Source organism: Sulfurimonas sp. (assembly GCF_018698455.1).
Classification (GTDB): domain Bacteria; phylum Campylobacterota; class Campylobacteria; order Campylobacterales; family Sulfurimonadaceae; genus Sulfurimonas.
The window spans coordinates 30,523-55,854 of record NZ_JABIOQ010000023.1 but is presented as its reverse complement, the minus strand read 5'-3'; the positions used below and the strand labels follow the sequence as shown (position 1 = coordinate 55,854).

The 25,332-nt window shown below is 32.0% G+C and carries 11 protein-coding genes; all 11 read right to left on the bottom strand.

Features of this window, described 5'->3' with window-relative positions; all coding sequences use genetic code 11:
* Nucleotides 1-322: 322 nt before the first annotated feature.
* Nucleotides 323-691 (bottom strand): hypothetical protein, encoded by a 369-nt coding sequence (locus HOG88_RS03510; protein ID WP_295003243.1) that lies wholly within the window; start codon nucleotides 689-691, stop codon nucleotides 323-325.
* 66 nt (nucleotides 692-757) lie between these two features.
* Complete coding sequence (locus HOG88_RS03505) at nucleotides 758-2,956, bottom strand: DEAD/DEAH box helicase (RefSeq protein ID WP_295003241.1); 2,199 nt, start codon at nucleotides 2,954-2,956, stop codon at nucleotides 758-760.
* A gap of 14 nt (nucleotides 2,957-2,970) precedes the next feature.
* The gene (locus HOG88_RS03500) at nucleotides 2,971-3,255 is read right to left on the bottom strand and encodes a hypothetical protein (RefSeq protein ID WP_295003239.1); all 285 of its coding nucleotides are present in this window, start codon (nucleotides 3,253-3,255) and stop codon (nucleotides 2,971-2,973) included.
* A 112-nt stretch (nucleotides 3,256-3,367) separates the two neighbouring features.
* Nucleotides 3,368-7,033: a DEAD/DEAH box helicase family protein gene (locus HOG88_RS03495; RefSeq protein WP_295003237.1), complete on the bottom strand. Its 3,666-nt coding sequence runs from the start codon at nucleotides 7,031-7,033 to the stop codon at nucleotides 3,368-3,370.
* Complete coding sequence (locus HOG88_RS03490) at nucleotides 7,030-9,009, bottom strand: phospholipase D-like domain-containing protein (protein ID WP_295003235.1); 1,980 nt, start codon at nucleotides 9,007-9,009, stop codon at nucleotides 7,030-7,032. The genes HOG88_RS03495 and HOG88_RS03490 overlap by 4 nt, the downstream gene beginning before the upstream one ends.
* Nucleotides 9,002-10,153: a hypothetical protein gene (locus HOG88_RS03485; protein WP_295003233.1), complete on the bottom strand. Its 1,152-nt coding sequence runs from the start codon at nucleotides 10,151-10,153 to the stop codon at nucleotides 9,002-9,004. The genes HOG88_RS03490 and HOG88_RS03485 overlap by 8 nt, the downstream gene beginning before the upstream one ends.
* Nucleotides 10,146-13,346, bottom strand: a complete 3,201-nt coding sequence (locus HOG88_RS03480) for an exodeoxyribonuclease V subunit beta (protein WP_295003231.1) — start codon at nucleotides 13,344-13,346, stop codon at nucleotides 10,146-10,148. Before HOG88_RS03480 ends, HOG88_RS03485 begins: the two co-directional genes overlap by 8 nt.
* Nucleotides 13,347-16,013, bottom strand: coding sequence for a PD-(D/E)XK nuclease family protein (locus HOG88_RS03475; RefSeq protein ID WP_295003229.1), 2,667 nt, complete (start codon nucleotides 16,011-16,013; stop codon nucleotides 13,347-13,349).
* Nucleotides 16,014-16,081: 68 nt separating this feature from the next.
* Nucleotides 16,082-16,993, bottom strand: coding sequence for a WYL domain-containing protein (locus tag HOG88_RS03470; protein ID WP_295003227.1), 912 nt, complete (start codon nucleotides 16,991-16,993; stop codon nucleotides 16,082-16,084).
* Between the two features lie 63 nt (nucleotides 16,994-17,056).
* The gene (locus tag HOG88_RS03465; protein ID WP_295003225.1) at nucleotides 17,057-19,153 is read right to left on the bottom strand and encodes a UvrD-helicase domain-containing protein; all 2,097 of its coding nucleotides are present in this window, start codon (nucleotides 19,151-19,153) and stop codon (nucleotides 17,057-17,059) included.
* Complete coding sequence (locus HOG88_RS03460) at nucleotides 19,150-25,326, bottom strand: DEAD/DEAH box helicase (protein WP_295003223.1); 6,177 nt, start codon at nucleotides 25,324-25,326, stop codon at nucleotides 19,150-19,152. The genes HOG88_RS03465 and HOG88_RS03460 overlap by 4 nt, the downstream gene beginning before the upstream one ends.
* Nucleotides 25,327-25,332 lie beyond the last annotated feature (6 nt).

Below are 25,332 nucleotides of genomic sequence, written 5' to 3'. Positions count from 1 at the left end.
TCCCTTTCTTAAATTTTTCTTTCTTGACGGTTTTTAGACCAAAGCGTCCGATTCATTTCCGTTATCACTGTCCGAATGAAACTGTCATGGGTGTCCGAACTGAAGTGTCATAGGTGTCCGATTTGCTCCGTTTTTTGCACACTTGCAATAATAACTATGTCTATGCTTCCCTTGTAGTGGTTTAGATAGTATCCAGCTATTTTTCATAATTAGTTACCAAAATAGAGATACAAATGCTTTAGATACATAGTAAAATACAACAATAGTTATAAATGCTGCTCCTAATAATTCCATATCTCTTCCTTTCTATTATAAATATATATTAATTCGTATAATTAAAACCAAAAACACTAGTAAAAGCAGATGGGCCACATGCTATAGAATTAGTAGTAACCTCTAAGGCCAAAAGACTATTCGTATACCCTATAGTTTCTAATGTCGTTTTCAAGTTATCCAGTTCAAATTCATCAAAGTCAATACTATTAAACCTATCCTTAAATTGATCAGACTTATACTCGAATTCGTTTACTTCCTGAACGTAAATAAATTCTAAATGTTTACATCCAGTAACTTTGCCGTTTTCTTCCTCATCTAATTCCATTGTAGCCTTACCGCACACTGGACAAAATGGAAAAATATTCTCATTGTTATCGTCTTGTTCTACCTCTGCATATGCAACTTTGTTATTCATTTATTGCTCCTTATTTATAAAAAGTATAACTAGAAAACACGACCTATCAGTTCGCAAAAATCAACACTAACTCATTACACTCTGCATCATAGGAATAAACTTCAATATATCCTCGATAGGTTCATTGTTGTAGTAGATATCTTTTAAACGCTTCACACACATTGCATCTACATTACTTAACGTTGTATCTTTTAGTTGTTGATGTAGTAGTTGCTTTTGCTTTCCATCAAGTACTTCTTCCCCTTTAGAACTTAGTAAGGTATGTATCAATTCTAGAGCTTCAAATGGATCTTTTGTAGTATCTAATTGCTCTTTTATATCATTCACATCAGTTCCAAGAAGTTTTGCTTCTAGTTCTAAGCCAAATAAACGCCCTTCTCTCTTCCATTCCCATGGTGCGAACCAATCCGACTGATAATCATCTGGATCATTCTCTTTAGATTCCCTAAAAGGTCTATACATTTTTCTAATGTACTCAAACTTCTCAGTCATAAAATCAGGAACGTTTTGCGCTATATAGTATTGAAATGCAATAATATGTCGTGCCACGTCTTCTTCAAACGGAAGATCAACTGGCCCTTTTGTGTAAAGGGGCTTTATATAGGCTATTGTAAACTTTGCTTGAAGGTCTTTAATCTGTTTTTCGCTAAATACCTCCCTAAGCTCTTCAGCTGAAGAAGTGGTGCTTACAAGTGTATGGTGTTCGCAGTTGCTACACTCTAGATAAAGCGAATTCTCTATTGTAAAATACTTAGCACTAGAGTCGTTAATTGCTCCACAAGATTCACATTCACAACCTCGTCTCTTAATCTCTTCAGAATATCCACAATCAGCACATTTTCGAACAAAATCATTGTAGTAGTCTTTCACTCTATAGATTCTTGTACTTTCACAAACTGGACATACAACTTCCCTTTTTGAAAATAGCTTTTCATTTGGCTTTTGAGGCTCCGTTGGTAATCCTAAATTATCTATCACACCTGCACAATCAATAATTTTTGCATGCGTTTTATCTTTAAAGAGTCGAAGACCACGACCTATCATTTGACGGTAAAGGTTTTGGCTTTTTGTAGCACGTGCTAATACAATACAGTCTGTTGCAGGATCATCAAAGCCAGTTGTTAACATCATAGGGTTAGCCAACATTTTTATTTTACCCTGCTTATATTCTTGCATTACATCTTTTTGCTCTTGCTTTGAGAGTTTAGAGTGTATTGCTTTTGTTGGAATACCAGCATCACTAAAAGCAATTGCTACAGCTTTTGCGTGAGCAATATTGATACAAAATATCAATGCAGAATTTTGCCTCTCAATAAGCTCTCTAGTATTTTCTACAATTTGAGTAATATTTTCAAAGTTATTAAAAGAACTATCTAACTCTAATTGATTATAGTCCCCTGCTTGAATTGTAATACCTGACAAATCTACTTTTACTGGTGCATAACATATTGGCTGTACTAAGTATTCATATTCAAACATATATTTAAGATCATATTGATTAATATGTTTATCGAATCCCTCTATAGGCTTAGAGTTTTGATCATATGGTGTTGCTGATAGTCCAATAAGTCTACCATTGAAATCCTCTAAAAGCTGCTTGATCATCTTTCCACTGAATCCAAAGTGTACTTCATCAATCATAATCATTGTTGGCTCAAAGCCAAGTTCACGTTTATGTGCAGTTTGAATAGTAGATATGAATACATTATGTGTGGCATCATAATCTTTAGGACCATGAATTATTTGAGGTTCCAAATCTATAAAAGTTTCTTGGAGTTGTTCTAATAAAATTATTTTAGGTGCTACTATTAAAACTTTACCACCATTCATGGTCTCATTCTTAGCTATTTGTGATGCTATTACACTCTTCCCTGCTCCTGTAGGTGCTTCAACTAGAACAGAACCAGCTGAATTTTTTACAATTTTTACAATATCACTTTGATAGGGTCTTAGAAGCATCGTATTTTCAATCAGTTTATACCCATACGGTCTTGTAGATGTGTCCATATCAACAAGTCCTAGTTCAACTGCATACTCGTGTGCCTTAGAGTTTTCTTCCATATCATGCCACTTAATTCTCTCCAGCAAGCTCTCTGGAAATATAATATTTTTATAGAGATCTCTTTTAGAAAGTCTTGCATATTTATCGCTATTATTTTTTAGTAAATCTTTTAAATGTTTTACAAATATATGAGCTATTTTAAAATGTAGCTCTTGATAGTGCATGGCTTCTGAATGGATCTCTTCTATTTGTCGTATTGGCATAATACCTTTCCCTTCTAGTTACTGTATTTATTTCTAAGAAATAGTCTTTTTCTCTTTTTCTCATCCATACCAGGAGATTTTAGTTTTGATTTTATTGTTACTATCATTCCTTCTCTTACTACTGCTACCATTGTTGGAAAAGACGGGAGAGATATTTTTGTATGTATACAAGACGTATGTATGCTAGAGAACTCTTTTTCTAAAAGCTTTGCTGCTCTTTGGATATCTTGAAATGTATACTCGCTCATTTTAAAAGCTCTTTGAAGTAAACGCTCTGATGCATGAAGTGTAGCTGTCATAATAAATCCTTTTACTCTATTTGTAAAAGTGTATTATGATTATACGAACTGTCAATTCGCAATAAAACAAAAAAGATTTAAACTAATTTATATACAGTGGTTTTATAAGCATTTAAAACTGATCTTCGATAGATAATTGATATTCATAAAAATCAGCTTCCATTGCCAAAACATATGCACTATACATAAATTCTTTCGGTTGTATATGTTTAAAGTCGTGCAATACATAACCAATGATATGATCATTTTCATTTATAAACTTTACTATATCGATATCCTTCTTAAGCTCCTGTTTTATCGAAGTCTTTAGTGCTACTTTAGTATAAAATAAAATATATTTTCTCTTACAAACCTCAATCGAATATATATCAATTCTATGACGCCTTTTCTGCCCAATATGAAATAATATACTCTTGTTACTAAACTCAAAACTAATATTTTCATACCTTGCAAAAGGAATTCTTTTTTCTTTTTTCCAATACTTAATAATATTTGTTAATTCTAATGGACTAAGTTCTTTTTTTTCATTAAGATTTATTTTTGTGAATAACCTTTCTACTGCACCTATAATTTCTTCTTTATGTGTCAGTTGTTCATCACTATCAATATAAGTCTCACTTCCAACTAGTAATTCAATTAAACTATCTTCATCTTTTTCTTTGGTAAACTCCAGTAAAAACTCTCCATTAGCTTTAGCAGGTTTAAGTTCAATATAAAAATTATCATAATCTAAATAGCTAAGAAGTATTTTTTCGCCATTTTGTAACTTATTTAATGTTTCGTTTTCATTAAAAATATCTTCTATATGCATTGATAAAAGCTTTAAAAGATTAAAGGTTTCATTAGCTTTGAGCTCTATGGAATGAAAAAGATTACCAGGAATACATTTTTGACTTTCCATGATTTCAAAAGGTGTTTCTAAATACTTAGTATATGCTTCGGGTATAGGCAAGTTATTATTTAACTCTTTATCAATATAAAGTTTTTCATCGGAAGAGCCTGCGACTTCTATATCATGTAAACTTTCTAAATATTCATTAAGGTTATGCGATAGTCTTCTAACTTGAAAGGATTCATAACTTTGTCGGACAAATGGAAATCTAACCTGAATTTTGTCACTATGAAAATCTAATAATGAAGCATATTTATTGTTTTGTATTTTTCGGTGAGTAAGTGAATTAATCCTATCTACTCTACCATTTTTCTGTTCAATATGTATTGGTGTACCAGAAAGACCATAATGGGTAATACTTCTGCAAAATGTATGTAGGTTTACCCCCTCTTGCATTACATCAGTAGCCACCATTACAATTGGATAACCTGGTAAACGAAATTTTCTTGCAGGTTCCGATTTATTTCCAGTAGCGCCCGAAACACCTACAACTGGGTCTAAAGGACTTAAATTTATACGATTTTTATTTCTATTATATACATTAACTAATCCCTTGTACACTAATCCGTGTATTTCTCTTGAATAGCTTTGTAAACTTGTTTCACATATTAATGATATATTATTTTTAACATTTCTAATAATAGAGAAAGATGTTATATCACTATTATATTCAGCTTGCTTTTTATATAAGTCTATAAAATTATCTATAAAAGAATCGTCCATACTTTCACTTACTAATAATGCTAAATACAAATCCACCATTAAATGATCTTGTCGAAATTGAGTTAATATCAATTCTTTTAAAATAAAAGTTTCAATACAGTTATTATCATTAATAAGATCCAACTCATTAAATAGTGATCTTGAATTTAGATCACTATTTATGACTTCTTTATTAAACAGATTCATATCTACATCATTATGAATTTCAATATTTTCATACATAGTATCCATAATTATCTTTGCTTCATAACATTCAATACAGTTTAGAGCTGCGTATTGTGCTGCATGGTATCTATTAAAATAGTTAGTCTTATTTTTATCATTGAAGTTATATTTTTTTACATATGATAAATATGATTTTTGAAATATACTACTGTCTAGATTAATTTTCAAGTTATACTTTTCAACAAAATATAGGACCCAGTTTAGTTCAAAATAAAGAGAAAATGGATCCTCTTTTTTTGTCATTTTAAGTTTGAAGTCTTTATTTGGAATATTATCAGCAATTGAGCTGGCTTCCCCTAAATGCTTTCCCTTATAAAACCAAGAAAAGAAGGTATCTGTTTTTAAGTCTTCAGGTTCTATATCAGTATCTTCATTTGCTAAATCAGAATTACTACTATATTGTTTATTAGGGTTAGCAAGCTTATATTCCTCATACAAATCATTCCATATATACTTACTGTTGTCATTTAAATAGTTAATTAACCATTGATTGTATTGGTGGTTCCATTTTTGTACTAACTCAGAAACACTTTTTACCCTACGAACAAAAAAAAGATGCTTTTCTCCATTTGCAAAATTCTCTCCGCTATGATTATTGACTACTTCATCCATTTTTGGATGAGGCATAATAAACCCTAAACCAGCCTCTTTATAACTATTATTTAATTGTTGTATTAAATTAGCATCTCTTGCTTGATCTTTACCATCATCAACTTTTTCATCCCCATCAAAGACTTTAACACCAGCAGAATCAGCAAAACTTTCAAAAGAAGCCAATAAACCCATTTGAAAAGAAGGGCTACTTGTTTGTTTATCTTCAATTAAATCACCAACATGTTTTTGTACCAATGCCATAACTAATTTATTTTGAAAACCTTTCAAATCTACAGCATTGTCTCTGTGTTCTAACCTATACATATTCCTTGTAGCTGTATCTTTACCTATCTTAATTCTATTAAGTCTTCTTACTAAAAAATTTCTCAAAGTATTTTTGAGCTTTTCTTTATCTTTTATTGAAAACTCTATGTTTCCTTTATCATCCACTGGAAAATATTTTTGTGCAAGTTTCTCTCCAGAAAACAATTCTATTTGGTTTCTTATATGTCCCAAATTTCTATCAAATGGAGTAGCTGACAAAAGTAATGTTTTGGAAGTTAACTTTTTTTGAATTCTTTTTTGCTCATCACTCAAAGTTGTTTTTCCAATTCCTTTATCAGATGTACCTAGTATCAAAGCAAGCATTTGATTTCTTGTTGAAGATCTGAGACCATTTTTAAACTTATGTGATTCATCAACTACAATGAGATCAAACCTTGGTAATACATAGTTTAGTGCTAAAGCATAGTGCTGTTTTACTTCTTCATTATTTTCAATACTTTTCTCATCAGATAATATGCTTTCTGTATATGCAGGAATATACTCTTTTAACAATTTCAATTTTTTCGCATAAAAATCATGATCATTTTCTTGTTTACTATCCATTGCAAAACTAAAACTATTCATCTGAACAAAATAATCAGCAAAATAACCTTCTGAAGTATTTTTAATTAATTCTGCTAAAGACTTGCAGTCTGTATAAGGAACAGCACTACTACCAGAAAACGATCTAATATGTCCATGAGACAATTTAACATGGTTTTTAATAAATCGACGGTACTCATCTATCCATTGATCTTTTAATTGCCTGTTTGGTGCAATATATAATACTCGAAGGGATGGATTTAAATACCTCATGAGCATCACTGTACCTAATGCGATAAAAGTTTTTCCCATGCCCACTTCATCTGCTAAATAAGCAATGCTTTCAGTATTTTCTTTTAAAATATTATATAAAGCAATTGATCCCTCTTGCTGAATACTTGCTAAATCATTAAATTCTGCATTACCAGCACTAAAATCAATAAATTCTTCTTTATATTGTGTTGACAGCTTATTCAAGTTGACGCTCCACTAGAAAACTCCATAATAAATGCAGACTCAAACCACTCTATAAAGTCTTTATTTTCTGTGAATTGTGTACTGTTTTCTTCTTTAAGTCTTGATATAAACTTATCAAGAAACTCTACATTTCTACCAAATTCATCATACATCTGTTTTATATATAAAAATGTTATATACTTTGACACAATATCCATGTTTTTATCTTCTGAAGTTTCTTGTATAAGTATAGGTATGCTATCCATAGCCTTTGTAGTTTCATCTAAAAAATACTCTTGCTTGGCTGAATCTTCTTGTAATAGCTTTTTTAAGTGCCTTAAACCATAGAAAATTTCTGAATATTCTGAGAAAAAGTTTTTTTGTCTTATATCATCATTTAAAAAGTCAATGTCAGATTCTATACCCTTCGTATTAAGTGCTCTTTGTATTGCTTTTTGTATTAGTTCACTAGATTTATTATGTATTTCAAATTTTGAATATATATCTAATATTTCTTTCACAGACAAACTTCCAAGATCTAATGGCTTATGTGTAAAATTCTTTTGATTTACAAATACTTTCTGTATCTTGTTATCATATTTAATATCAAGATATGGATTAGAACTAATCACTTTCTCAATTGTATTGAAATCAACAAATTCAATACTTTTCTTGAGGTTTATTTCTTGACTCTCTAATAACAAAATAAAATCATATATATTGACTGTATCGAGAGTAACACTTGCAACTAGTGTCTTTAGTTTCCAATCATAGATTAAAGATAAAAAAGAAAACATATAAACTGTCTGATTTGTAGAATCTATATTTTTCTCAAAAATATCCAAATCATCTGCAAAAACAGGCTTATCTTCTTTAATACTTATTAAGTGCTCTTGCCCATTATCTACAAAAAATAATTTTCCAGCTTCCTCATTTTCATTAAATGCCTTGTAACTCAAATTTAGAGATCCAGTAAAATAAATTGACTCTTTCGTCTCACTATTGTGCCAATGAAAAACTTTTGCATGTACATTTCTTATTTTATTATGCTCTTCACTATCAGTTTTAATCACTGTTTTTATTTGTAACTCTTCTTGTATGTTTTGATCAAGGTCAGCCCAGAAGATATTCTTTTGCTCATTTATTTTATCAAAGAGTATTTCATTACATAGAAGTTCATGTTGTTCATTCTTTGGTAAAAAAAGTTTAACTTTGCATCCTTGATTAGATATTAGTGAAAGTAACTCTATAACTGTTGTTTCCTGTTCAGCAAAATATGGAGAAATCACTTCTAATACATCATAGTTTTCAAGTGCAACTACACTCTTAATAAACTCAGAAAAAGTAGTATTATTTTTATAAGAAGAAAAGTATTTGTCCCTATTGTTGTCAAAACGATATTCTTTTACTAAAAATTCATCAAATAATAAAAATGAATCGTCTTTATCAATTTCTTTTCTTTTCTCAGATAAATATTCGATACTTTTTTGGCATTCTTCCAATAATGATCGAGACACTGCCTCTTTCTCAGACAGCAAACCCATATTTACACATTCAACATTTTCCCACCAACCAGAATATGTAAGATTATTAGAGCCATTAACATATAAAATACTCTTTTCATTTGTGATAGAATCCTCTAAAAAGAGCAATGTAATTTTTGGGTGGAAAGCATGATTCCCGCTATGAACTGGTACTAACAAGTATTCGATAAGTGGACTAATTGCTTGTTCAGATTCTTCAGTATCCCAGTCATTGACCTTTCTATCAAAAAAAACACTAATTGGTAATTTATTTTTTTGATAGTAATGTGCCAGTTCTCTTCTTCGAACATCATTATTTGGTGAAAACTTATTCATTTCCTTACCTGTTAAAGTCCATAATACTTCTGCTTCAAAAAAATCTATATCCAAGGTATATGTAGTAAATATTGCTTCAATGACTCTTTTGCCTTTTAGAGCTTCTATATAACTATCAGTAACTACTGCATTATTCATGACTTTTGCCTTCTGTATAAACCTGAAAGGCAACACTAATGTATGAGTGCAAAAAATAGTTATATTGCCAAGGTATCTTTTCAATTGATTTTGGCAAGCTCATCTTTGCTGCAACAGTAACATTTAGTTTATCATTTTTTATTGTCAGCCATTTCGCACTCGATCTATTTTTCATAGATTCTGAATGAATAAACTCTAGTTCATAAATAACTTCTTTAAACTGCTTACTATTCCATAATTCAATAAATTTTTTTATTTTTAAATCAGATGAAGATAGTTTAATCATTGCCAATGTTGATTCTTCAATACTCTTAGCCACTTCATTAACTGTCTTACCTTTTTGTGTTCTACAATATTCAAAAATTTTACTTGCTATCCATAATGCTTTATCTATTTCTTTTATTTCAAGTAACTTGATTGTTATTGGATCATTAGTATAGTTTCTTTGCATCCAGTCATAAAATAATTGATAAGTTGTATTATCTACACTTGATTGAAAAAAAAGCTCTGTTTTACTATAAATATCGAATTTAGATTTTTGAAGTACAAAATGCACCATATCTTTATATACGAATCCAAGTGCCTTTATGAAGCTGCCAGCATGCTTTTCTAAAGTATCAGTCCCAATAAATGACAACTCTAAAAAATCATCAAAAGAGAAAACTTTTAAGAACTTATTTACAATTTCGCTACCTTCTTCTTGTACTTGATCCTTATCCTTATTAACTAAACCAGACATCATTAGTGCACTTGAATAATATCCCCATAAGCCAGATGTTTTTTGGTTACCAAATATTTGCCCATCATCCCCAAGAACTATATTATTCGTAGTATAGTTTTTCTGAGCCTGAGTAATTCCCATAATATTATTTTTATAATTACCTGCAATTCTAAAATAAGCCCCTAATTGTTCAACTTTAAAAAATACTTCCATTTTTTTATCTTCATCTATTTCTTGGAAAGAATAATGACTAGCTAAAAGTGCTATGATAAAATTATCAATAGAAGATGTGATTGTAGTTAAATTACTACCCACAAGTTCACGACCCAATTTAACCCAAATAGTTTGAAACCCCAATGGATCCCGTGATCCAGATGGCTTAATTCTTGGATCTGGTAATGTCAAAAAAGACATATTAATCATAAGATACTTCCTTTAAATTCATCATCCCATATCTAATCCAGTTTATTCCAACCCCTAAAATAGGCTTATCTAACTTTGTATGCTTTACATACGTCATTAGTTGAGGATAGTGATGTGTAAACTGTGATGTAAAACCATCATCATCTACCTTATCACTTTTATGATCTATTACCCAGTAGCCTTGTTCTGTCTCAATTAATAAATCTATACTACCACTAACAACACTGCCTTCTTGTGTTTTACCAAGAATTGGTACTTCACATTTGATACTTCTCATTGCCAAATTATTCTGTGCAAATTTTTCAAACTCCCTAGTTTGAGCATATACTTGCTCAAGTATTTCTTGGGGCATAGATGCAGATAAATGGGAAAATAATCTTTCCTTCATATCAATATCTACTAAAAATGCATGATAGCAATGGTGTAAAATAGTCCCTAATTCAGATGCTTTCATAGTGATTTTAGATAAATCAACTTTTGCTCCATAGTCTTGTATAGAAACACTGGTTTGGTCTATGGAAATATCTTCTTGCATTTTTGATGGAGATATTTGTGCAGGTATTTGAGCTTTTTTTTCTAAGTGTTTTATTGCTATTCGTCCATAATTAATTAAAGAGTGTTGAGTTCCTTCATTGCTTTCATCTACAATATTTGCTAATACAACTGATGACTTAAATAAATCCTCTTCTAAAGCTTTCATAGTAATACCAGTTCTATTCACTTGCATTTTACATTTATGCATTAATTTATGCATAATACTAAACTCTCCAACTTTGGCTTCTTTAAAAGATGGCCAAGGTAATATCAGCTGTTCTCTTGCTCGAGTCATTGCAACATATAAAAGGTTTTCTGCTGTTGCATGTGCAGATGCATCTAGTATTTTAATAAAAGCTTCATTAGTATTACTATCTTTAAATTCTGGAAAAAACTGTATATAAGTATTATTAAGTGGCTTATCTCGAGATGAATCTGTGTAACCTAGCGATATATCTGGCAAAGTTGGTGCTTTATCATTATCTAATCCAAGTACGATAACAACTGGCCACTCTAAACCTTTTGACGCATGCCAAGTAAGTAATTGTACTGCTTGAGAATTGATAGACTTTGATTTAGGCTGAGCATCGTTTTCATTCAAGTTCAACCATGCTAAAAAACTATTGATGTTTCTCCCATAGATTCCCAAAGCATTAAGTGATTCATATTGTAATGATTCAAATTCAGAGCATAGGTCAATAAATTTTAAAAGATTAGCACGTTGCTGCAAACCATCTTTATACTCAACTACATAACTCCACAAGTCCAAAGTTTCTATCATTGCTATAAGCTGTCCAGATAACGTTAACATTGATATATTTTCTCTTAAACTATCTAATTTTTGAAGTAAATCATGAGAAAACTTTTTATCTTTTATATACATATCTAAAGCTTCTTGTAGATTCACATCCCCTAATTCAGTCACTAAGATATAAAGTGCAGCATGTTTATCTTGTTGGTTTGCTAAGTATGATAATGCATAAAATGCAACCTGAACTATCCTTGAATTAAACCATCCATCTTGTTTAATTTGAGCCTCTAGTCCACTTTCTCTGAGTGAGTTTGCCATTTTTCCTAGTCCAGAATGCGTTGGTCCTAAAACAGCAATATCCGAAGCTTGAATAGCTCTATTTTCTTTTGTATTTTTATCATAAATAACTGTTTTTGAAGCAATGAGATCTTTAATATGCACACTGATAACACTGGTATGCTCTTTTGAATAACTCTCTTTACCACTCTTAGCACTACCATTGGCACTCCAGTTGCCATCATCAAAGTCAATTATTTGTAATGGTGTCAACATGGAATCAAACTTTGCCATTGGAGTTAAATGAGTATATTTTTCTCCATACAAGCTATTTCCCATTGCATTAATAAACTCCATAAGTGCTGGTGTACTTCTCCAATTACTCTCCAATTGATGTTGTGTAGCATTATCTCCACTAATTAACGATTCAAACAAAGAGGAATCAGCTCCTTGAAAGCCCATAATAGACTGTTTCAAGTCTCCAACTATAATGGTATTCAAACCTGCTTCTTTAAACTTCCACAGCAAAGCAAACTGGATAGGATTTGTATCTTGAAACTCATCAATAACTAAACAGTCATAAGTCTCAGCCATTTCATTTATCCATGAATCGTTATTCATAATCGAATTTGACAAATGAACCATATCTGAAAAATCTATAAGAGCATTTTCACGCTTCGCTTCATTGTAGTTTTCTAATGTATCTATACTAATTTGCAACAACATTTTTATATGAAAAAGAGCTTCTTCTAGAGGCCCTGGGTGTAAATGAAGTTTTTTAGCAGCTTCCATTACTTCCTGGGCCAAAGCAATATAATCATCATCTTTTACAGAAGTAACTCTTAGTGTTTGTAGTGTTTTCCATAAATTCCAATCATTCTCTATGGTATTGATATCTAATGCTTTTTTTAGCGCTTTATAGTCAGCATTTAATGCTTTATCTGCTGTTGCATTTCCACCAAATTCATCTTTCATATTATTTGGATAGCTACTTAGCATCGCTTTTACTGCGTTATGCAAATCCTCATTTAAGCTTTTTGCTTCAAGAGGTGTTCCATATATTAATCGTATTTCATGTGATAATTGTTCTATATATTGATCGAGCTTTTCTTTAGTGGCCCCTATTGTTCTTAAAGAGTTACTTAACTGAAGAACTTTTTTTTGTAATTGCTCTAGTGCTGTTGAGAACTCTTTACCGTTATACTTTCCTTTATAACCTAAAACTTCTAGCTTTTGCAGAATAGTATTAATCTCTTTATGTCCACTTAGCGATAATTGTAATAATATTTTCTCTTCAGCCTCACTTAGTTGACGTACTTTTGGTGACATCCCAGATTCATATGCAAAAGAATGAATAATGTTTTGTCCAAAACTATGTATTGTAGAGATTTGTGATGATGTTACTTTCTTTGCAGCTTCTATGTTACCAGAACTAAGTAATGCAGCTCGAATTCTTGATTGCATCTCACTAGCAGCCATCTTTGTAAAAGTTACTGCTAAAATCTTATCTGGTCTAATAGTGTCAGGATATTCTTGCAACCAGCTAGCTAATGTATGCTGTATAGTATATGTCTTACCAGAACCAGCACCTGCAGATATAACATTTAGGTTTGTAAAATCTATTTCTGACATCTATACTTCCTCGCATTCTGGTTTTATAAACAAGCCAATAAGAGGCGAACCTTCCAAGGTATATGAGGCTGTTACACCCCTAGTTTCCCATATTTTATTATCATCTTCACAATTGAGCTTTAATTCTCCATTAGAAATTTCATCAACTCTCTCTTGTATTAACGCTGAAGCACTACCAGTACAATCATTATCTAAACCCACAATGGTATAATTATCTCCACTTTTTAGTGTAATATTTTCATCTACTACAAGAGTTGCATCATTCATTGTATAGTAAGCTGTAAGCGCACTGCTATCATTTAGCATTACTCTGTATAAAAACAGTTGATGATCATAACCTGATTCCATTCTTTTAATACGACCCTTAGAACCAGACTTCTTATAATCAAGAACAAGCTGTTTTCCTAGAATAGTCAATATAGCATCTGTTCTTCCTGCTACTGGTATCCCAAAAATCTCTCCAGTTAACTTCTCTTCGGTGCTTTTTACATCTGTATTGGTATTATCCAGTAATGCTTTAAACTCATCTGCTGCTTTTAAAATACTCGATTTTAACTGCTCATAATCTAATTTTCTATGTGCTTTAGTTAAAAATATTGCTTCCTCTTGAATTCTCTTCTCTATACAAGCATCAATATTAGACAAATCGTATGTAGGGTTCTCTGGTGAAAACATATCTTCAAATACACCGTGAGCAATTGTCCCTTGTGTTGCCACACTTAACTCTTCGACATCCCAAGTTTTAGGCTCTAATCCTTGTCTATATAAGAACCATCCTAATGGGGATATCATCAATTTCTCCAAACTACTTGGTGATTCTGGTCTTAAGCTACCATCACTATTCTTTCTTAGCTCAAAAATATTTTGAGAGAACTGTAGATCATCTGAAATGAGCTCTTTATACTCTTTCATTTGAACTTCATTATTTGTAGCATAAAAGAAAGGGGCAGTATCCTCTTTTTCAAGGGATATAAGCAACTCCTCTGGTTCAAACTCCCCTTCTCCATTATAAAAACAAAATGCTATATCACTCAAGCTACTTGATGGACTTTGAGAAGAGCCCTGTAAATCTAAAGCTGAAGATAAAAATGTGATACTCTCTTGTGCACATTGCAGCTGCCTTTTAAATACTGATTTTGCCTTTTCATAAAATTGCTCTTGATGGTCTAGTTTTAGATTTAGTTCTTGACCCAACAAATGCCAATTGCTTCGAGAGAAAACACCCACGTTTTCAAGTTTTCGTGGATAATGCCCATCATTAAAACCCAATACAAAAAGATGTTTTACCTTTTGGATCATACAATCATCTTCATGAACAACATGAATACTATTTAAATATGATTCTCTACTAGAGTTTTCTTGCAACGCATATGGCTGAACTTGATTAAGTAAAGTCCTAAAGTTAGTCTCAGGGAAACTTTCAAAATATACTTTTAAATCTTGAACTAAGGATTTAAATCTCTCTTTGTGTAGTTGTATATTTTCTCTATAAGTTATCAATGAGTAAAGTTCTTCTAATTCATCAAGGAACTCCCTTGCAGGCTGCTCATTTTTCATCTCTTGCCACGAAACTATTATCATTACTAAATCCCGGGCATTTCCACTCAAGTCTTTTAAAATACCCTCTTTTATATTCCCCTCTTTATCTCTCCAGTTATTATCAAGTGCGATAGAAGCTAAGTTCTGTCTATGATAATTAGAAAGTGGCATCAATGGGGATGATAGAAGCGATGCAAACACCATAGGTGGTGCAAATACTTCTTGAGCTTGCAGGGCATCAAAAATCCATTGAGTTCCAATATCGGAATACTCCTCAATCTGCCCTGCTCTTGATAAAGGTATATTAAAAGTATTAAATGTTTGAATTAAAAACTCTTTATACCAACCATCTTTAGGGATAACAATCGCCATCTCTTTAAAATCAACTCCAGTGTTTTGCACCATGCCAGCTAAAACTTCAACCTCTTGCTGCACATCTCTAGCAACAAGCCATTGAAGATTCTTTATGACTGGAATACCTTTAGCCTGTTCACTAGAAAACAACATATTTTGAAGATGCTTAAGATCCTCATTTTTAGTATCTAGCTCTGCTAGAAAAGATTGTTTATATATCCTAGAATATTCATTTTCAGTTTTTGGCTGCAGTTTAGCAACAATCTCTTTTTGCCACACTTCTAAGTTAAGTAAATCATCTGCATAAATAAATACCTCTTCTAAGGGTTTTAAATGAGAGTGTGTATTCCAAAGACGAGACTTTTCAAGACTCATAGGAAATATATAATCCATTTTTTCATGTAAGTCACACAGATCATTATAATATTTACTATAACGAGTATCATCTTTGTTGATTGTAGGAAGTATTTTATTTTCTATTGAGAGTGTATTTAAAAGCAATTGTAAACTTGTATCCAAGTCATCTATAACGCTTTTTTCATCAACTTGTATACTCTTAGCCCAAAAGGCTTCCTTCATTCTTATCGCTTGATGAGTTAGCTTTGTTTTCCATTTCTTATCATCAAGGCTTGGTAGTAGCCAATACTCCATTAAAAGGTCTAACAAAATATCAAAAGTACCTACTTTTATATTTGTCGCACTAATTTTGGCAAACTCATCTCGTATAGTTGCACCACTCTGGGCATCTGAGACTAACATAAAGTGTATTGACATATATTCCCTTTTATACTGTTTATTGAATTCTATAACTATTTTACGACCTATGAGTTCGCACTATTTGATCATATGCTTTGCAAGTATCTCTGCATAAGCTCCTTTAGTTCATCTTCAAGTGGCTTATTATCTATAATCTTAATATCAGGAAGCCATCCCTTCACAAATGACAGCACTTCTGCTGAGTTGTAATATTCAAAACTGATTGTCAATGTTTCATCATCTTGTGAAATAACCGTAGAGTTCTTTGATAGATTTCTTTGTGCATATAGTTTAGCATTAGCAACTAATTCTAGTTCAACACTTTTCAAGTTACCATCAAACCATACAGAGTTGAACTTTGCAAAGGTATCTTCTATCTCTTTTTCTATAGCTACATTACTTATATAGTTTTCTCCTGCGAACTCCACTGATTCAATGCTATTGATATGGTAGCTCTTTAACTTTTGAGCTTCTACATCATATGCTAATAGATACCAAAAGTTTGAAAAGTTAGCAATTCTGTAAGGATGTATGTGAACCTTTTTAGAAGATCCATCTTTTTTCGTATAGTTAAATGAACAACTTTCTTGAGTTTTTATCGCTTGAAGGAGTTTATAAAACTCTTTTTTGTGCAAGATATCTTCATAATCAATACTAAGAACAAATATATTTTTATACTCTCTTGTTTCTGGTATTGCTTCATCAATATATTCATTCATCTGCGGGAGTGCACTGTGCTGTAAACTTTTAAGTAATGCTAATGCTATTTCTGTGTCTTCATTACTTGCATCTAGGACTTTAAATCCACTCTTAAGGCGATAGTTTTGCTGTCCTAGGCTTTCTATCTCGTAAATGGTACTAAATAATAAGATGTCTTTTTGAGCTTGACGTTCTGAGATTAAAAACTCTGTTGAGAGTTCTTTTATATTTAGAATTTCTCCATGACTTAGCTTATGAATAATAAAGACTAGTCTAGTTGCTAATGTAGCTGTTGACAAAACTTCTCCTTGTTGAAATCTTCACTAAATTTAAACTAATATTTTCCACTCATCTATAGTTTTCTACTTTGAATTTAAAAAACAAGATCCTTTCCCATAATATGTCACCAATAAAGACTTCTTAGCTCGAGTAGCTGCAACAAATACAATAGACTTCTCTTTTAATTGTTTTTCATCTTCAATTTGCTGTTCATCAGACTTTTGAGTAAACTCTAATGGTACAACTCCATTATTCATACTAGCTATTATTACATGATCAAAATCTAAACCTTTAACTCTATGCATAGTTGCTAATCTTATTCCGTTGTTTGAAATATTATCTTTCGTATTTCTAGATATTTTTATAGTTGAAACATTTCTATCAGTAAAGTAATTGCTATAACTATCAATAATTTTCTGTGTTCTAGCTACAATACAAATCCTGCTATTCTCATCATCTTTTTTTAAATTTTTAATATACTCTTCAATATAATGCAATTCTTCTTCATAACTAGAAAAACCTTCTACTAAAGGGCTTGGCCCATGATATAAGGATTTATAGTTACTATTAGTATCTACACCATCATCCATATCATCAATTTTCTCTCCATTTAAGAGTGCAACTGACCATTTTCTGATTTCATCTGTAGTTCTATAATTAAGTTTTAACTTTTTACTTCTACCTCTAATGTTAACTCCACATTGGCCTAACACAACTTTATGGCCGTAAATTCTTTGATGAGCATCTCCAACAATAAATAGATCATTTTTTGCTTCTGGAACTATCTCTCTTAGGAGCCTAAATGCTTCTGCATTAAAATCTTGAGCTTCATCCACAACAATATGGGCATACAAACTATCTGTTTCACTATTTTTCAATAAAGTTCTAACATCTCGCATAGCATCACTAGGTTCTTTATAATTTTTAGCAGATAATAACAACTTGTATTCTTCAAAAACTTCCCAAATTAGTTTCCTTTGTGCACGACTTAGTCTTGTACCCCTACCAGCCCTTGAAACTTTTATATAATCATTTAAATTACCTACGGAGTTTGCTTGGATAACCCTTTCCCATTCCTCTTTAAAAAACCCATCAGATAAATCCAATTCATTGGATTTTAAAGTTAATGCCTGTTCCCATAAAGCCTTAGTTTTGTCAGCATAAACGATTTCATTTTTATAGCCATTCTTAGTAAGAAATTCATATACCCATTGATCTAAATTTTTCACTTCTATGTTTGACAAAACATCTTCATCGCATATCTTTTTAAGATTCTCAAGTATATCAATTGCTAAGTTCTTCGTATAAGTTGTAAAGAGTATTTTTTTGTTCCCAAACAAGCTAGCATTAGATGCTAGTTGTTTAGCTCTATGCATAGCTACTACTGTCTTACCAGTACCAGCACCACCTAATACTCTCACTGGCCCATTGTATTCTTTTTCCACAAGTTTACTTTGTGATGGGTGTAAGAACACTCTCCATTTCTCTAATGGAGCATTTAACATATTCATAAGCTCAGTATCATTTTCTTCAACAACATAAAAAGTTCTTTTAGAACTACTGTTATCCAATGCCTTAGTAAAATCATCTTCTGCCACATCAGTGTTGTTTTCAGCATATAAATAGTTATATACATCCTCGTAACTATCCCCAGATAAAAGATAAAAAAGCCCTTCATAAACCTCTTCAGTTATATACTTTCTGAACTCATCAAGTTCATTTTCATCATTTATAGATTTTACATGCTCTAACAACTCTTCTTTCACACCAAGTTTTAATAATTGTTTATCTTTAAACTTACTAAAAAATGCATCATTGGCAGGTTGTTCTGATACTGATATAGCTTCAATATCATGAGTAGCTTGTATAATCTCTAAACTACCTGTTTGAGAGTTGACTGTACACTTATGCTTTTTAGCCCAATCATATGCATCATCATGATTATCCACCCAAAGAAGCAGATATACATCATTTTTCTCTGGACTCATTACAATACATCTATAGGAACCATCAACCCTAATAGAATGCATGTTACTAGCAAAATGCAGCTTTTCATAGTTTAATCCAGGAGACTTTGGATTACTTTTAAATTTCTCAACTAACTTTATAGTCTTATTTAATTGCGTTTTTGGTAGTTTTGATAAGGCTGTAAAGAAATCAGATGATATTGCTACTTTCATGAATGAGTCCTTGTTTTTAAAGTTTCTATTATTTGTTCTACGTCATTTATACTCAACACTGTCCACTCTTCAATCGTTATGTTTTCTTCAAATGTAACAGCTACTTTGAATTCATTCCAAACTAGCTCTGCTTCACAAATTACTGTACTTGAGCTATCAACAATCTCTTCCCCAACAGTTGGAATAGGAATCTCTGCTATCTTTGATAATGACTTGACTAAATCTTTTGCTTCATCCAATACCTCTTCATATACAAAAGACCAATCATCAGCAGATACATCTTTAGGTTTTAAATTAAAGTCAATTACATCATATAAAACATTCTCTAGTGCCTTAGTAGTTGTAAAGAACGTAAATTTAGAAAATTGAAGTAAGTTATACATTCTAAGTATTCCAGCCCAAGCCTTAAAACTTATTTTTGTATGTTTGTCTTTTATATGAAGAATAAAAATATTCTTTGTGAAATCATTCATTTTTAAATATTCTAAATTCGACAATGCAAGCATGGAAATATCTTCGTTATCATACTTTCCAGCATAATATGTGGCTTCATCATCAAATAAGTCTTCATATAGTTCTTCATTTAGCGATTGTATAAGTATCTTATCACTGATATTATATTGGCCTTTTATCATCGATGTAGATATTGTCTCGGCTCTTTTTGTCCATACACCCGCCTCTTTACATGATAACAGTTCTACTAATAGTTCCATACTTGAACTATGTAAATAGTTACTTCCAGTTTTATAGACATCTTTATATTTACCTAGAAAGCCTTCTTCTAAATAGTTTTCATACTTATAGCTAGGTCTTTTTTTATCAAACTCTTCAATATCTTCCCAAGTTAAAGACCAATGAATGTAGTTATTACTTTGAACAATTGCCATTCTTTGTGCACTATCTACATCTATTCTTTCTTCATGGTATGAAAATCCATCTGTAAATACAACAATAGGTTTTAACTCTTTATTTTTAATTGGATATATCACAAAGTCTGCTTTAGAATACACTTCAACATTTTCTTGTGAGGTTAATTCAACCTGCTGCTCTAATTCATATGCAAACTTATTTTTATTTTCATCTAATAATTCAAAAAAGTAACCGCTATGACCTCTAGAAGTTATAACTGCCTTCCATGAAAGACTAATATCTTTTAATTTAGAGAGAAACAACTCTTCAAGTACGCTCTCGCTCAGACTATCAGAGTTCACATCACTTACACTTTCTACCTTTGAGATGTGCTCACGAGAAGAAAGGATATTTTTGATTACCTCTATTGCCTTCCTTTTAGAGATGAGAGGTCTATCAAAATTATTTTTATATGCATATATACATTTGTAGCACCCATCTTTCTCATGATCTTCATTACACTTACAAGTTTGTAGTTTTTCAAGAGCAACATCAAGCACTTCAAACAATGGTTTCTCGTCTCTCATGAGTTGCTTGAGGTAACCCGTTCCACCTGGCACCGTATCGTAAAGGATTAGGTAGCGTTTAGGCATTTCATCAATAGAATCAACCTCATCGTAGATACCAACCCTTAAATGCTCTACAGAGCCTTGAAAATACGCTTTTAGTCCTAATTGAAATGAAGCAATCAAAGAGTGTAGTTTTTCATCATCAATATCTAGCGATGATATTGGTAACATCAATCGTATAGCTTCAGAATTAAACTCTCGATATAAATACAATGACTCGAAGTAATTTAATGGATCAAGATTATCTTCTATATCACATGAAAAAGAGTGTTCTGGCTTAAACTTTTCATCTGTTGTTTTTCCAAACTGTACTTTTCCACAACTACGGCAAATAACAAACCCTTTTCTAGGAACTGATTTTCCTGCTATGCTAATGTCATTACCAATTAATGTAGTCTCTCCAAAGTTAACCTCTTTAAAGTTTACTTTTTCAATAAACTCAAATCCAAAAGATGTTTCATCTCCTATAATTGCATAAGCATCTTCAATATGCTTTTTATCAAAGTTTATGAGCAATTGTTTATTAAAAAACTTTATATCCCTCTGATCTTTATCATCTTTTAATCTACTACTTTTATCATCACTTGTAGCGAGGACTTGCTTCATTCTGAGTATCTCTTTTTTCTGGCCATCATCACAAAACATCTCACTAGAACATTTAGGACAAGAACTTATCTCTTCATTAGTAACTCTTTGCGTATATGAGCATTTATCACAAAATATCCAAGTCTCTACTTCAGAAGCACTCATATCTATTTGATCTATAGTTACTTTTCGTCCACCTGCATAAAAACTATTGTTTGGTGCAAGCTCACTTATCGCACTACTTCCAGCTCTTTCATACTCGTAAGTGTAGGTTTCATACTTCCCACCACTTTCATCAGCTTTCGTATCTTTTCTTCTGTATATAACTGATTTAAGAATGACTCCACTCTCTGGAAAAGCATAGTTTGGTAAAAGACCTTCATCTGCAAAAAATTCAAATGTCTTTTTTCTTTTCAGAAGTAGTAACACAGACTTTAACCCATCTAGTTCAGATTGTATTTTCTTCGCTACATCGTCATGATCTTTATCTTTAGCTTCTTTATTCTCATGTTTTTTCAAGCTTTTCTTTAAAGCACTTATCTGACTAGACAAAGATTTCTGTTCTTGAAGTACAAGTTCAAGTCTATTTAACACTAGAAAAACTAAGCTATTAGAATCATCACTACCTAATACAAACTCAGTCAACTTACTTTTAGAATTTGTTTGCAATTTATCTTCATAGAGTTCAAAGAAGTCTTCCAGTAGATCATTAGTATTGTTTTGAATAAACTCAAACAGAGTATATGGGAAACTATCTTTATTATTTTTAGCAATATTATTCAACACTGTATTTAATTTATGAGGTAACTCTTGAGAAGTAACCGCTTGTTTAGTGACCCAATTATCAATACAAAACGCTAAAAACTGTCTTTGTAGTATTGCAGAAGCATCTATATATACACCAGGGGCGTCAATGCTGCCTTGCATTATTTCATTTGGTTCTTCATAGAAATAAAGATCATGATTACTTGCATTTGCTAGAGTTACATTAAAAGCATTTCCATCTGTTCTACCTGCTCGACCTATACGCTGTAGATAGTTTGCTCCATTAGGTGGAACAGAGCACAACACTACAGAACTCAAATCCCCTATATCGATACCCATCTCTAATGTTGGTGTAGCACTTAAGAGGTTTGGTTTCCACGGTTCATTGGACTTTCTTTGAATAAAATCAGTTTCAACTTTTTCTCGTGCACTTCTTCCTAAAAGTCCAGTATGCTCTCGTGCTACGACTCTTTGTAGATCTCCATTAGTATAGAGAAGATTATAATAACTCTCTTCACTTATATAGTTCTCATAACTTCCCGGACACTCTTTTCTCATACACTTCATTCCAAGAGCTTGATTTACATGATTTGTATCAACACACACTATGTGATTACATGTGTCACATTTAAACTGTTTAGTCTCAGTAGTGATAAATAATCTCTCGGGATTAAGACCCCAAATCGATTTATCTTGAACATCGGTTTCTAACACAATTTTTTGCTTCATTAAAGCATCAATGATTGGTTTATAAACTGACTCTGTATCAGGGATTAAAGTGCTTTTATCTATAAAGTTATACATTAGCCATCTATCACACCAAGTTGTTCTTCCCTTGTTGCTTACTTTATCAAAAGACTTAAAACCACCATTTGTTAAAAACCTTGGATTCCCTTTCTTTGGATTCCATTTGGCCATATATTTATTTCTAGGATACTGCTCATTAATAGCCCAAACATTATCTCCACCACTCTTTATAAATGGCTCAACATGAGGACTATAAATAGCCCCAGAATCTTTCAAGTAAAGCACAAATCCTAATACAAACTTTTCTAGTTCCTCTTTAGTGACATCTCTTAATAGCTCTATCTCATTTTTCATTATTGGTAATATAGCCTCTATTACACTCTCAAGACCATCAACATATAGAGTTGAAGCAGCACTTCTCTCTAATGTTCTTCCTATATGAGATTTAAATCCATACTCACTATGAAGCATCCAGTCTATTCTTTTGTTAATCAAAGACTTTAACTCTTCTGGAGAGTTGAGTTCATTGTTTTTAACTAAGTTATCATACTCTCTTAACCACTCCATATCTGGAGCTATAAGTGTAGAGACATATTGGCTGTCATCTTGAAAGATATTTTCCCAATACTTGTGTATAACAGCACTGAATTCATTTAATCCAACGGTCCCACCATACGCTACAAGTGCTTGTTGCATTGCAGCTCTGATAGTAAACTGATAACTTCTTGCACCAAAGAAACCAGCACGCTGAGCAGAATCTTGAACACTGTCAGAAAACGCAATAAGCTTTTTGTCATCATTGTAGTAGCTTGTGAAGTTTTGACCTATAAGAACACTTGTAAGACTCGCAGCTCTTGCACCAAGAATAGTTAAAGAGTCTTTTGAATTACAAAATGGGCAGTTAGAATGACTTTTACCTCTACTGTTAATATTATCATTTTCATACACTTTGATACAACCATCACTATCGCCATCTGGCATCTCCATACCACTTTTGTTGATATAATAGATATGACCTATTAGGTTTTTAGGATTCTCATCAATAGGGAAGATAAACTTTACTCTTGGATCATGACTAAAGAAAGCTTGATAAAAGAGATCTAGATCACTTTGAAGCTCACTAGTTCCAGATTTTTTCACACCACCCCAGCCTGTAGCATGACAATCACGACAATGCATAACTGGATAATGCATACCTAATTCACTTGGTTGTAAATCATCCGAATATGTAAGCATAGGTTTCTCATCTAAAGTAGCTACCATACGAGCTAATTCTCTAAGCCAAAGCTGCACTCTTACAAAAAGAAATGGAGGATAACTTTTACCTACCTTGTCATTCTTAGCCCATGAAGTAAGTGCTAAAAGTGAATTTATCATATGCTCAAAATACTCAGATGAACTCTTCACTGGTATCTTTCTTATGAAGGCATCTATAATTTGATCTCTTGATTTTATACTTCCGTCTAAAGTTTTAAGTAATAGTTTAAAAAAGTAAAGTTCTTTGAGTTTAACCCCAAGTTCCACTTTAAAAGTATCATTATCAACATCATCTATCTCTTCATTAAACCAGAGCGAATACTGCACTTTAATATACTCGTTTACATCTTTATAGTTATTGTAATTTAGCTCTTTGAGTTGTGATATATGTGGATAAAAGTGTATCTCATCTTCATTACCTTCAAAGAACTCTTCTGGTGTTATTCTATACTCTTGTACTACAGAGTCTTCATCAAACTCTTCACTAAAAATATTTGTTGCAAAACCTCTAATCTCTTGTGTGCCATCTCCACCTAATGTTGCAGATGTACCTATACAAGCTAAATGATTCTTTTTAACACCTAGCTTAGCTCTTAATCTTCTCATGAGTGAAGCCAAGTCAGTCCCTTGAGCTCCATCAAATGTATGTATCTCATCAACTGCGATAAACTTTAGAACATCAGTGTCAATATTATGTTTCCATATCTTTTGATCACGAGGGCGCATAAGCATAAAGTCAAGCATTTTATAGTTTGTTAAGAGTATATCTGGAGGGTTATCTCCTAAGATATCTTTATCAGTAATAACATAGTCTTTTGACATACTTTTATGGGGATTCTGCTCAGAACTACCTATATATAACCCTACTCTAGTATCTGATAAAGCCCCGGTGCCCGAAATAGTTTTAGCAAACCTTTTAGCTTGGTCTGTTGCAAGAGCATTCATAGGGTAGATGATAATAGCTTTAATGCCCTTCTTGTCTTTATTTTTATAACAATAATCAAGTATAGGGTACATAAATGCTTCTGTTTTACCAGAACCTGTTCCAGTTGCTACGAGTGTAGGTTTAGCAACATCTCCACCTAGTCGTTTAAATGCCAATTCTTGATGGTAATATGGTTTAAAGTTTTCACTTAAAATATCTGGGAAATAATGAGTGTTTTCATTACCCTTTCTAAATGGTAATGCTACAGATACATAGGGACCTTTAAAAAGCTTCCCCTCTTCACTTACAAACTTATCCATCATCTCAAAAAATGCTGGTGTGCTACTTGGAAAGGTTGTATTAAGGAAGTCTTTTGTACCTTTGATAAGTTGCGATGCTAGGACTGATGGTATCATTTATCG